The sequence below is a fragment of the Enterococcus sp. AZ128 genome (assembly GCF_051714485.1).
Lineage (GTDB): Bacteria > Bacillota > Bacilli > Lactobacillales > Enterococcaceae > Enterococcus_A.
The window spans coordinates 50377-62890 of sequence record NZ_JBIORZ010000001.1; the positions used below are offsets into that span (position 1 = coordinate 50377).

Consider the following 12514-nt stretch of genomic DNA (forward strand, 5'->3'; position numbering starts at 1 on the left):
AAATGACAATCAAAAAAAAGTTATTTCTCATGATCGGTTTATTAGCATCGGTAATGTCACAAGGGGTACTAGGATTTGTTGGAATAGCTGAGGCTGGGACAAATAGTGAACAGACTGTCGTCATCCATAATTTAAAATACGATAAACTGCCAAATGAAATTCAAAATACTGGCGATGAAATGCTCGATTTTACAGGAGAACCGTTGGCAGGCTCGATCTTCACCGCCTATGATGTTACCGATATTTATTGGAAAGCTTACGAAACGGCGAGTGGTGACCACGCAGCAAAAGAAACCACAGCGATCGAGGCGGCAAAAAAGGCAGAGACTTCAACCATAACTGGAAATGCCTTTCCAAAGACAGACAGTGACGGATTAGCCGAACTCGCTTTGCCAATAAAATCTGGAGAAGAAAATGCGATTTATTTGATCAAGCAGACAACGTTTCCTGCGGGAGTCGTTCCAGCCAAATCAGAGCCCTTTGTTATTGGTCTGCCCTCTCATGATGAGGCTGGCGTTCTAAGAACGAAGGTGCATGTTTATCCAAAAAATGAAATGCCGACGAATGATGTGAAGTTTATTAAATACGGCATTGATTCGGATGGAAAGAAAGATGTTCTAAAAGGTGCGAAATTTATTTTAAAGAAAAAAGACGGCAATTACTATAATTCTACTACGAATGATTTTGATATAGTGGAAGCCGATAAAGAGCGTGCCGCGGAGTTTATCTCTGATAAAGCCGGCATCGTGAAAGCAGAAGGGCTGATCTTATCACCAGGAATCTATGAATTTTATGAAATTGAAAGTGATGTAGCGACATCTGAAAAGCAAGATGAGAATCCAGAGAACGATTATAAATTTCACTTTAGAATCAATCCAAAGGTATCCGTTACTGTATCAGATGAGTGGAAAGTAACCAAATACGATTATTATGATGACCAGCTGCAGCCGAAGGAATTGGAAGAACCATTTGGCGATAATATCGCTGAAGCCTATAATTTCAAGGTACCGAATGTAAAAAAAGAGGTAGACGATAATGACGTTCGAAATGGGCAAGAGATCACCTACATTATTTCGAAAAAAATCCCTGAAGATGTCGGAATCTATAACACATATAAACTGATCGATACCTTTGATAAGCGACTGGAACTTTGCTGCAGTGAAGAAAAAATTTTAAAGAGTATCAAAGTAGATGGTGGAGAACCGACGGGATTGTCTCCGAAATTTGCTATGGCGCCGGGATCAAATCAATTTAGCATTACATTTACTCCAGGGAATTTAGCGCGCCATGCGACGAAAACCTTGTCCTTTGAAGCTACAATGAAAGTCAAAGCAGGAACGGATCTGAAAGAAATTGACAATGATGTGGTCTTTGAGAATTGCTTCCGCGATTCGAAAGATAAGCAGCGCATCCAGACTTATGCGAAACGTTTTGTCAAAGTCGATAGCAAATCAGATAAAAAATTAAAAGATGCCGAATTTGCGATAAAAAATAAAGCCGGCGATTTTATGAGACTGACGACGGAAGATACTGGAGATTTCGTTCCGACTGTAAGAGGTTATGCCCAAAACTATGTCGTTAATTGGGTTGTTGATGAAAAGGATGCGACAAGGCTCATTTCTGACGATGAAGGAAAGTTTGGGATTTATGGTCTTGGATCAGATGAAGCGGATTATTATACTTTGGTTGAAACAAAAACCCCCGCTGGCTACGTAAAATTAAAAGATATGACGTTTACCGCCGACGGAGCCGGAGAAAGTCAAATTCTGCGAGTGGAAAACAAAGCCAAAGGGATTCTGCCGATGACTGGAGGAATGGGGATCGTTGGACTGATCGTGATAGGAATCATTGGTTTGGTCAGCGGAATCACCTACTTCAAACAACGACATCGATTGACTGACAAGTAAGAAAATTGGTGGTTCGATGAAGAAAAATTACAAAAAATTATTCGTAGATATGCTGATGTTCATAGTGATGATCGGGGGCTTGTGTGCGCTGCTGTATCCGGTTGTTGGAGATACATTGAATAATTTTTGGAATCAGCAAGTCATCAATTATTATCAAGAAAAATCCAACGCTGAAAATCGCCAAGCAATCCAGCAGGAGCAACAACGAATTAAAGCAGAAAACAAAAAAATTGCCAAGATGGATGTCCCCGGCAGCGACCCGTTTACTAAAAAGGAAGCAAAGGCGACTAAACTTGAAAAGGATTATTATCAGCAACATACGATTGCCGTTATTCGAATTCCTAAAATCAGCGTTGCGTTACCGGTGTTTGATCAGACGGACGGTCTTTTTCTAAAACGCGGGGCCGCTTTGCTGGAAGGAACATCGTACCCGAATGGCGGTAAAAGTACCCACACGGTGATCACATCTCATCGGGGATTAAAGGAAGCACGATTGTTCAGTGATTTGCCCAAACTGAAGAAAGGCCATCACTTCTATCTGGAATATAAAAATCAGACACTGGCCTACAAAGTAGATCAGATCCAAACCATCGAGCCCACAGAAGTCGAGGCCTTGAATATTGTTGAAGATAAAGATTATGTGACCTTGATGACCTGCACGCCTTATGGGGTTAATAGCCATCGGCTGTTAGTTCGAGGAACGCGGATTCCTTTTGATGATGAGATGAAGGAGACTCTTGCTGAAGCAGATCGAATTCAACGAAATAAGTATTTAGCGATCACGATCTTCTGTCTTTTACTGATCGTCGGTGTCGGCAGTGTGATCCATAAGCGGGTCAAAGCTGCGAAATCTCGTTAAAAATTATAGTACAGCATAAAAAATGCAAACTTTCTGATTTTAAGGGTCTTAGGCAAGTCCTTTAGAGTCAGAAAGTTTATTGATTCCGTTTACATACTCCGATTGTATTTGATAAAATGAAAGTTAATCTAACACAAAGGAGTATGGGTATGACTTTTAAACATATCGTGGTTTTTACGATCAAGGAATTTAATAAGAACAAAGAAAAAGATGGTTATCTTCCGCAAAATGGAACGGTCATCAATACTTTTGTCGGAACAAATGGACTGAACTGTGTTGCGGTAGGCTACGTAAGATAATCTAAACGAGGTATTAGCAGCCTGTTAAGGGCTGTTTTTTTATTTAACAAATACAGGGTTGGTGGTAGACTAGGTGTAAGCGTTGAGCGAATGATGAAAACAGCTCATAGTAACGTGTTTATTGTGAGTTTAACAGGGAGAGCGGGTGGTTGTTTTGGCTAGCTATGTGATGGAACAAATCGGTTTTGGCGGGATCGCGGTTACAGGCCTATTGCTGCTTTTTGGCGTGTTGCTGAAGTTGACCAATGGCCTGTTTATCGCAAGACTTCCTTGGGATTTTATCAGACATAGAGAGGACCCCAGCTACGAAGCGGAGCGAAGAACGGGGAAAGCTTGCAGCGATTTTGTGTTCCGCTATGTGCCGCCATTCTTTCTTGGCTTTTTGGCGATTCTGATTTTGGCATATCTCCTTTAACGGGGAATCTATTGTTTGGTGATTTGTGCAGAAAAATTTAAATACGTAAAAAAGGACTAGAAAAAATTCCAGTCCTTTTATTTGTAATTATGCTTGTAATACTTCGACGATTTTCTCGTTAAATGCAGGAAGATCGTCGGGTGTACGGCTAGTAACCAGTTTATTATCTACCACAACAGGTTCGTCTTTAACGATCGCACCCGCATAACCAACATCCGGCCGGACTGTTGTATAGGCAGTCATCGTGCGGCCTTTTGTAAGCCCCGTTTGGATAAAGATTTGAGGGCCGTGACATATGGCGAATAATGGTTCGTTTTTGTCTAGGAAATAGGTCACGAAGGCTACAAAACGTGCGTCACCCTGTAGTTGATCAGGTGAAAAACCGCCAGGAATCAATAGTGCATCAAAGTCTTCAGGTTTGACGTCATCAATGCCTTTATCACTCTTGAACTTGGTTCCTTTTTTACCTGTGATTTCTTGGTCAGCTTCGAAGCTGATAATTGTGACTTCGTTACCGTCTTTTTCAAGCGCTTCTTTGGGAGAGGATAGTTCAACATCCTCTACTAAATCTGTGACGATTGCTGCAATTTTCTTGGTCATTGAATGTCCATCCTTTCTTTTGACAATATAATTACCCTAAATGATAAGTAGCGGGAATTCAAATCATCTGTTTGTCAGGTAGGAGTACCGATTAGCTGATATAATTAATCAAAAGGAGGTTTTTATGAAATTAATTGCGATGAATCAAAATTTATCAGAATTACCTAGACTAGAAGCTTCTAGCGAAATGTTTACAGAGGTCAATATTTTCAATAATCACTTCAAAGACTTTCCGACGGAGTTATTATCGATGATTAAACTTGAGGTTTTAAATATCTCTGCGAATCAAATTACTAGGATTCCGGATGCGATCGGTAGTCTAAATAAATTGAAAAACATTGATTTTGGCCACAATAAGATTACAGAAATTCCTGCAAGTTTTTTCAAGCTGATCAATTTAAAGGATTATGTCTATTTACATAACAATGAATTGAGCCAATTACCCGATTTATTCGACAAGCTTCCAGCGATCGAGTATTTGAATTTGAGTGAAAATTACTTAACAGAGATACCTGAAAGTATTGGACATTTAGATAATTTGATTGAATTACGTGTGATGGAGAACCAGTTGAAGGGATTGCCGCAATCAATCGGCAGGCTCAATAATCTCCATGAGCTCTATCTAAAAGACAATCAAATCGCTGATTTCGTCTTTTTCGATAGCGATTGGAAGAATTTGCGTGTTTTGGATTTAGAAAAAAATAACCTGACTAACTTCGAACTCAATTTTTATCGTACGCAAAATTTGCAGCGGATCAATTTGCGGCACAATAATTTATCTTCGATTCCAAAAGAGATTGGTCAAGCTTCCTCGTTGATCGAGCTCGATTTGCGCAGCAATCAATTACGGGCATTACCGAAAAGCTTATTGGATCTAACTCATTTACAAAGACTGGATCTGAGATGGAACCATATGCTGGATTTACCTGACTGGATCGTTGATTTGAAGCGGAAAGGCTGCATTGTCTACACTTAAAAAGTAAATAACTGCCATTCACAAATAGCGCCAGAATAAAAATTAATTTTGTAAAAGTTGTTGACAGCGCTTTCTAGATTTGTTAAGCTGACTTTGAATTAAATAGACCAAATGATGGATAGTGATTGTTTAAATACAAGCTAAACCTGATGATGTGTACGATGTATTTGTCGTGCCCTCATTGGGTTTTTTTGTTGCTCTAAAACAGGAGGTGACTTTACAAAAAAGAACAAAATTGGATTTGACAACGATTACAAAGGTATCTATCATTTTAAGTGAACGAAGTCGGTGGAAATGATTTTTAGTAGCGAATGTCACAGAACGGAGGAGCATTGGATGCAGATTCAGAAGATTTTGAATAACAATGTAGTCATCACGACCGATCAAAAAAATAACGAGATTGTCGCGATGGGGCGTGGTCTAGCCTTTCAGAAAAAAATTGGGGATGAGATCGCTGAGACGGCGATCGATAAAACCTATCATCTTGCGAACAGTGATCTGTTCCATAAGTTTCAAGAATTGTTAGTAGATGTTCCAATCACCTATGTAGAAATTGCCAATGACATTATTGATGAGGCAAAAGTCACATTGAAGAATCCGTTGAATGACTCGCTCTATATATCGATCACTGATCATTTGTACGCCGCGATTCAACGAGTTAAAGAAGGCGTTCGGGTTCGAAATTTATTATTATGGGATGTTAAACGCTTATTCCCAGATGAGTTTTCAGTTGGTGTGAGTGCTGTAAAGAAGATCAAGGAACAGTTCAAAATTGACTTAGGAGAAGACGAAGCGGGAAATATTGCTTTGCACCTAGTGAATGCACAAACGGAAAGTGACAATGAAGACGCCTATATGATGGCGGAATTGATGCAGGAGATTATACAAATAACCAGCTATTATTTTAAAGTTCAATTGGATGAGGAATCTGTCTACTTCTATCGTTTCACGACGCATTTACGTTTCTTTGCTTCTCGCATTATGAACCATCGGCAGCTGACTGATGAAACGGATGACGAACTGCTTTTAATCATTCAAAAAAAATATCAAAACGCGTATCAATGTGTTGAACGAATTGCTGATTTTATCAGAAAAAAATATCACTATGAAATGTCAAATGACGAGAAATTATATTTAACGATCCATATCGCACGATTAGTCCAAAAAATGAATCAATAAACGTTTGGGTGTACTGTTTAGCGCTGAACAACCACTCAATGTTTCTAACGAATTGAACTACCATGCTAATTCCACTTTTCGAAGTATTTCCCAGGTTGTCGGTTAGTGGAAGAGCAAATGTAGTGGAAATCAGACTCATTTTCTGAAGGAAAATGAATCCCTTAATACAAACTAGGAGGAAAAAACAGTGGGTAAATATCATGATTTAGCGGAGAAAATTATCGCCAATGTCGGCGGCAAGGAAAATATCAACAGCGTGACGCATTGTATCACTCGGTTGCGTTTTAAATTGAAGGATGAAGCAAAGGCCAATGAAGATGTGTTGAAAAACATGGACGGCGTTGTAACGATCATGAAGAGCGGCGGCCAATTCCAAGTGGTTATTGGGAACCATGTACCGTTAGTTTATGCAGAGGTATTAGAAGTTGCGGGAATCACAGGCGAATCCAGTGGAGAAGATGAGGGCGAAAAGGGCAATCTCTTTAACCGCTTAATCGATTTAATCTCCGGCTGTTTCCAACCATTCTTAGGTGCGTTGACGGCTGGCGGGATGATGAAAGGGTTCAATGCGTTATTCCTATATCTGAAATTGTATGAAGCAGGTAGTGGGACAGATTTATTCTTCACGGCTGCTGGCGATGCCATTTTCTATTTCATGCCGATCGTCATTGGTTTGACAGCTGCTCGCAAATTCAAGGTTGCTGACTTTACCGGTATCGCAATCGGGATGGCGATGGTTTATCCAACGATCCAGGCTTCGGCTTTGGGTGCTGGAAAGCCGATCATGACACTGTTTGCCAACACTATTCTGGAAAGTCCCGTATTCATTAAAGTGTTTGGCTTACCGATTATCGCAAACAACTATACGAGTAGTGTGGTGCCAGTTATTTTAGTTATCTGGTTTGCGAGTCTTATTCAAAAACTGGCGAAACGTCTGATTCCGGAAATGCTGCAGACCTTCTTAGTACCAATGTTTACGATCATGATCTCAGTCTTCTTTGGTTTCTTGATTATTGGTCCAGTTATCACGTTCTTGACGAACATTTTAGGATCTGGTTTTACAGCATTGTATGAATTCTCACCTATACTTATGAGTGTCGTGGTTGGGTTCTTCTGGCAAGTCCTAGTAATCTTCGGTTTGCATTGGAGCTTGATCCCATTAGCGATGATCAACTTCTCAACGTTAGGTTCTGATATTATTTTAGCCGCTTCATTCTCTGCAAGCTTCGCCCAAACAGCGGTCGTACTAGCAATGTTCTTCAAACTAAAAGACAAAAAATTAAAAGAATTAGCAATTCCAGCAGTCATCTCAGGATTATTCGGTGTAACCGAACCAGCAATTTATGGTCTGACTTTACCTAAGAAAAAACCATTCCTCATCTCAATGATTGGTGCAGCTGTAGGGGCATTGATCACTGGATTATTTGGAGCAAAGAGCTATATGATGGGCGGTCTAGGCGTTTTCGGATTTGTCAGCCACATCAATAAAGGCGACATCAGCAGCATGGTCACTCAATTTATCGCAGTCGGTGTAGCGATGGTCTTCAGTTTTGTAGTAACAATGTTGTTCTGGAAAGATGAAGAAGTAACAGAAAAAACAGAAGTTCAAAATGAAATGGGTGTTCGTAAAGAAATCGTGACGTCGCCTGTTCAAGGGAATATGATGCCATTAGAAACAGCAAAGGATGAAGCGTTTGCTCAAGGAGCATTAGGCAAAGGCGTTGTGATTCACCCGACAGTCGGTGAAGTCGTGGCACCATTTGATGGCACGGTTATGACGATGTTCCCGACCAAACACGCGATTGGGTTGATTTCAGATAACGGTCTGGAGTTATTGATCCATATTGGGTTAGATACGGTTCAATTAGATGGAAAATATTTTGAAGCACATGTAGAACAAGGGGCAAAAGTAAAACGTGGCGATAAATTAGTCAGCTTTGACATCGAAGCGATTGAAGCAGCTGGCTTCAGCGTGGAGACACCAGTTATCGTAACCAATTCAGCGGATTACTTGGATATTATTGAAGCTGACAAACAAGAAGATGTTTGCAGCAAAGATGAATTGTTAACAGTGCTAGTTTAGTTTTGCAAAAAAAATAGGATGATTTGTCCTTAACGTTGTCTGGCTTCACGAACTCGCCGCTAAAGCTCGTTCGTGAAGCTATTCTTGAGGACGTTAATTTGGTCGGAAGGACTCAGAAAATTGTACCATTGACTCTGGCGATTCGGCCATGATAGCGGAGCTGGTTTTTCGTTTATCAACGAGTTCACTGATCTCGATCAGGTGATTTAGATTCTTTTGATACTCTTCGGCAAAGACAACACTATACAGTACATCCAGCAAGTAGCAAATAGATGAATTGATCGTAAAGTTCGCGATCTTAGTATAGAGGCGTTCGCGGGTAGTCATTCTTAGCACGGCTTGACTGAGAGAAGCCAACGTATTGTCGCCGATGCTTGTCAACGCAATGAAAGGAACGTTTCGTTTTTTTAAAATCTTTGCGATTTGTAAAATAAAATTATTTTCGCCAGTATAAGAAATCAAAATACAGCAGGTCTTTTCCTGACTGTTGAAGGCTTCATAGGCATCTTCCCCCATTGTTTGGCTAGTAACGACATTCTTTTTGATACGGCGCATTTTTAACGCAAAATCTTGTGAGATCAGGAGGTTGGCGTTGCTGCCGAATATCTTGATCTGTCTTGCATTCAATAAAAGCTGCTTGGCTTTTTGCAGATCGTCATGATTCAACAGGCTTAGCGTATCGTCGATCGTTGTTCGTTCTAATGAAGCGATTTTGTTGGCAATCGTCATTAAGCCGTCATTCGATTGAAAAGGGAAGTTGGCATCGACATCGTCAAAATAGGTTTGCAGATAGGTTTGCTCAGCTAAAAATTCGGTTCGTAATTCGAGCCAGCCTTTGTAGCCCAATTTTTTTGCGACGCGGATCAAGGTAGAGGGGTGGACAAAATTAGCCTCAGCGATTTCTTTAATCGTCAAGGGTTCGATTGCGGTGCCATTGTCTAAAATGAATTCTACTAAAGCACTTTCTGCGTTAGAAAAATCCGTTTGCTTCATTTTTTCTGCTAGTAACATAATGAACCCTCCTCTTATTTACATTTATTATAGAGCATTTGTAAACACCTATGTGGCTAAATAGAAATAATTTCGAAAAAAATCCACCGACATTTACAAAATAAACCGTTTTCTTTCGCTTGTTTGTAAATATAGATGGAATAATTTGTGAACGGATTGAATTGGAATTTTACGTGATAGATAATTGAATTGTAAATAAAAACAAAAGGAGTCGATCGAATGTCAGCAGGAGTAAAAATCGCTACGATTGGTGGAGGAAGCAGCTATACACCGGAATTAATGGAAGGGTTTATCAAACGATACGATGAGTTGCCCGTTAGAGAAATCTGGTTAGTCGATATTGAAGCAGGCCGTGAAAAATTAGAGATCGTTGGTGCGATGGCACAACGTATGTGGGATGCTTCACCTTATGATGTAAAAATCCATATGACGTTAGATCGCGAAGAAGCCCTAAAAGACGCTGACTTTGTAACGACTCAATTTCGTGTGGGGCTATTAGAAGCTCGGATCAAAGATGAACGTATTCCAGCTTATTATGGCATGCTAGGACAAGAAACCAACGGTGCCGGCGGAATGTTCAAAGCCTTCCGGACTGTTCCGATCATTTTAGAAATCGTTGAAGATATGAAACGTTTATGTCCAGATGCATGGTTGATCAATTTTGCGAATCCAAGCGGCATGGTGACTGAAGCAGTTGTTCGTTATGGTAAATGGGACAAAGTAATTGGCTTATGTAATGTACCTGTGATGGCCACGATGGTTGAACCTGAGATGATTGGCAAAAACGTGGATGAATTAATCTACAAATTTGCTGGTTTGAATCACTTCCATTGGCATAAGGTTGCTGATGATCATGGAAAAGACATCACGATGGCTATTATTGATAAAATGTATGAAGGCGATGAAACAGGGATGCCGAAAAATATCCATGATATTCCGTTCCCAAGAGAAATCTTGGAGCAAATGGAAATGATCCCTTGCGGCTACCATCATTACTATTATCAAGAAGAAGAAACGCTTGCTCATGCGTTAGAAGAATACAAAACAATTGGTACGCGTGCGCAGCAAGTGAAGCAAACTGAAACAGAATTATTTGAATTGTACAAAGATCCAAACCTAGACTATAAGCCAGAACAATTGGGTCAACGCGGCGGAGCATACTATTCTGATGCTGCTTGTGAATCAATCGCTTCGATTTATTCTAACAAAGACACACAATTAGTCGTTTCAACAAAAAATGATGGCGCAGTACCAGATCTTCCAGCGGATTGCGTAGTTGAAGTTTCTGCTTATATCGGCGGACAAGGCGCTCGTAATGTTGCATTCGGCGAATTGCCAACAGCAGAACGCGGCTGGCTGCAAGTGATGAAAGCAATGGAATTACTAACCATCGAAGCAGCCGTTACTGGTGATTACAATACAGCGTTGCAAGCATTCACGATCAATCCAATGGTACGTTCTGGTAAAACAGCACAACGCATCATGGACGAATTATTTATCGCACATAAAGACTTCTTGCCAAACTTCAAAGAAACGATCGAACGTCTTGAAAAAGAAGGGATCGAAGTACAAGATGAAGTGGCACGTGAATTAGATTTAGAAAAAGTATAGAACAAAGAAAGCAGGGAAATTATGGGATTTAGAAAAGACTTCTTATGGGGCGGTGCAACAGCTGCCAATCAATGTGAAGGCGGGTATAACGAAGGCGGACGCGGATTAGCCAACGTAGATTTAGCACCAGTCGGTGAGGATCGTTTTGCTGTTATCGCGGGGAAAAAGAAAATGTTCGATTTTGATGACGCGCATTTTTATCCAGCAAAAGAAGCAATCGATATGTACCATCACTGGAAAGAAGACATCGCACTATTTGCGGAAATGGGCTTCAAGACCTACCGTCTGTCATTAGCGTGGAGTCGGATCTTTCCTAAAGGGGACGAAAAAGAACCGAATGAAGATGGCTTGAAATTCTACGAAGATATCTTCAAAGAATGTAAAAAATTCGGCATCGAACCATTAGTAACGATCACTCACTTTGACTGCCCAATGCACTTAGTTGAAAAATATGGTGCATGGCGCAGCCGTGAATTAGTCGGTTTCTATGAAAACTTGTGTCACGTAATCTTCAATCGCTATAAAGGCTTAGTGAAATACTGGTTGACCTTCAATGAGATTAATATGATCTTGCACGCGCCATTTATGGGTGCAGGCCTTTATTTTGAAGAAGGCGAAAATGAAGAACAAGTGAAATACCAAGCAGCTCACCATGAATTAGTCGCTTCAGCGATCGCAACGAAGATCGCTCATGAAGTTGATCCGGAAAACCAAGTTGGCTGTATGTTAGCGGCAGGTTCGTATTATCCATACACACCAAAACCAGATGATGTATGGGCAGGACGTCAAGAAGAACGTCAAAACTATTTCTTCATTGATGTACAATCTCGTGGCGAATATCCAGCTTACGCTGTGAAGGAAATGGAACGCAATGGCATCGACGTGAAGATGGAAGAAGGCGACAAAGAGCTATTGAAAGCTCATACTGTTGACTTTATCTCATTCTCTTACTACTCTTCTCGCGTGGCGACAACAGATCCGGAATTGTTGGAACAAACCAGCGGCAATATCTTCGCATCTGTGAAGAACCCTTACTTGGAATCAAGCGAATGGGGCTGGCAAATTGATCCACTTGGATTACGTATTACAATGAACGACTTATACGATCGTTACCAAAAACCATTATTCATCGTAGAGAATGGTCTAGGAGCCATTGATACGCCTGACGAAAACGGCTATGTAGAAGATGATTATCGCATCGACTACTTAGCACAGCACGTTCAAGCGATGAGAGATGCGGTTGATCAAGATGGTGTAGATCTATTAGGCTACACAACTTGGGGTTGTATCGACCTTGTGTCTGCCGGAACAGGTGAAATGAAGAAACGTTATGGCTTCATTTATGTGGACCGCGACAATGAAGGCAACGGAACCTTGAAACGCAGTAAGAAAAAATCATTTGATTGGTATAAAAAAGTCATCGAAACAAATGGTGAAGATTTAAGTAATTAATTTACAGCCGAGACTTGCGTATTCGCAGGTCTCGGTTTTTGCTGTTCGAAGTTTGTGGAAGAGCTGAGTGGAGAATTTTATATTTATAATAGAAGAAAGAGGGAAAGAGCGGCAGCAAGCTA

At 40.6% G+C, this 12514-nt stretch carries 11 protein-coding genes; 9 read left to right on the forward strand and 2 right to left on the reverse strand.

Going from position 1 to position 12514, the window contains the following annotated elements:
- The first annotated feature begins 2 nt into the window (after window positions 1-2).
- The 4 genes from IGI38_RS00235 to IGI38_RS00250 all read left to right on the forward strand — a co-directional run bounded on the left by IGI38_RS00235 (window position 3) and on the right by IGI38_RS00250 (window position 3480).
- Window positions 3-1907 carry a SpaH/EbpB family LPXTG-anchored major pilin gene (locus tag IGI38_RS00235; RefSeq protein WP_438725484.1) on the forward strand — a complete coding sequence of 635 codons (1905 nt, stop codon included), beginning with the start codon at window positions 3-5 and terminating at the stop codon, window positions 1905-1907.
- A 16-nt stretch (window positions 1908-1923) separates the two neighbouring features.
- On the forward strand, window positions 1924-2766 hold the full coding sequence (locus IGI38_RS00240; protein WP_438725485.1) for a class C sortase: 843 nt from the start codon (window positions 1924-1926) through the stop codon (window positions 2764-2766).
- Between the two features lie 149 nt (window positions 2767-2915).
- The gene (locus IGI38_RS00245; protein ID WP_438725486.1) at window positions 2916-3065 is read left to right on the forward strand and encodes a hypothetical protein; all 150 of its coding nucleotides are present in this window, start codon (window positions 2916-2918) and stop codon (window positions 3063-3065) included.
- Between the two features lie 154 nt (window positions 3066-3219).
- Window positions 3220-3480 carry a hypothetical protein gene (locus IGI38_RS00250; RefSeq protein ID WP_438725487.1) on the forward strand — a complete coding sequence of 87 codons (261 nt, stop codon included), beginning with the start codon at window positions 3220-3222 and terminating at the stop codon, window positions 3478-3480.
- Window positions 3481-3567: 87 nt separating this feature from the next.
- Here the strand turns inward: IGI38_RS00250 and IGI38_RS00255 are convergent, their stop codons facing one another.
- Window positions 3568-4080, reverse strand: a complete 513-nt coding sequence (locus IGI38_RS00255; protein ID WP_438725488.1) for a type 1 glutamine amidotransferase domain-containing protein — start codon at window positions 4078-4080, stop codon at window positions 3568-3570.
- Between the two features lie 124 nt (window positions 4081-4204).
- Between IGI38_RS00255 and IGI38_RS00260 the strand changes: the two genes are divergently transcribed.
- The 3 genes from IGI38_RS00260 (at window position 4205) to IGI38_RS00270 (ending at window position 8318) form a co-directional block, all read left to right on the forward strand.
- Complete coding sequence (locus IGI38_RS00260) at window positions 4205-5056, forward strand: leucine-rich repeat domain-containing protein (protein WP_438725489.1); 852 nt, start codon at window positions 4205-4207, stop codon at window positions 5054-5056.
- Window positions 5057-5392: 336 nt separating this feature from the next.
- Window positions 5393-6235, forward strand: coding sequence for a BglG family transcription antiterminator LicT (licT, locus tag IGI38_RS00265; RefSeq protein ID WP_438725490.1), 843 nt, complete (start codon window positions 5393-5395; stop codon window positions 6233-6235).
- A 187-nt stretch (window positions 6236-6422) separates the two neighbouring features.
- Window positions 6423-8318, forward strand: coding sequence for a beta-glucoside-specific PTS transporter subunit IIABC (locus IGI38_RS00270; RefSeq protein WP_438725491.1), 1896 nt, complete (start codon window positions 6423-6425; stop codon window positions 8316-8318).
- A gap of 93 nt (window positions 8319-8411) precedes the next feature.
- Here the strand turns inward: IGI38_RS00270 and IGI38_RS00275 are convergent, their stop codons facing one another.
- Window positions 8412-9329 (reverse strand): MurR/RpiR family transcriptional regulator, encoded by a 918-nt coding sequence (locus IGI38_RS00275; protein ID WP_438725492.1) that lies wholly within the window; start codon window positions 9327-9329, stop codon window positions 8412-8414.
- Between the two features lie 219 nt (window positions 9330-9548).
- Here IGI38_RS00275 and IGI38_RS00280 point away from each other — a divergent pair, with 219 nt between their 5' ends.
- Together IGI38_RS00280 and IGI38_RS00285 are read left to right on the forward strand one after the other, a co-directional pair.
- On the forward strand, window positions 9549-10940 hold the full coding sequence (locus IGI38_RS00280) for a 6-phospho-beta-glucosidase (RefSeq protein ID WP_438725493.1): 1392 nt from the start codon (window positions 9549-9551) through the stop codon (window positions 10938-10940).
- A gap of 21 nt (window positions 10941-10961) precedes the next feature.
- The gene (locus IGI38_RS00285) at window positions 10962-12392 is read left to right on the forward strand and encodes a 6-phospho-beta-glucosidase (protein ID WP_438725494.1); all 1431 of its coding nucleotides are present in this window, start codon (window positions 10962-10964) and stop codon (window positions 12390-12392) included.
- The last annotated feature ends 122 nt before the right edge of the window (window positions 12393-12514 follow it).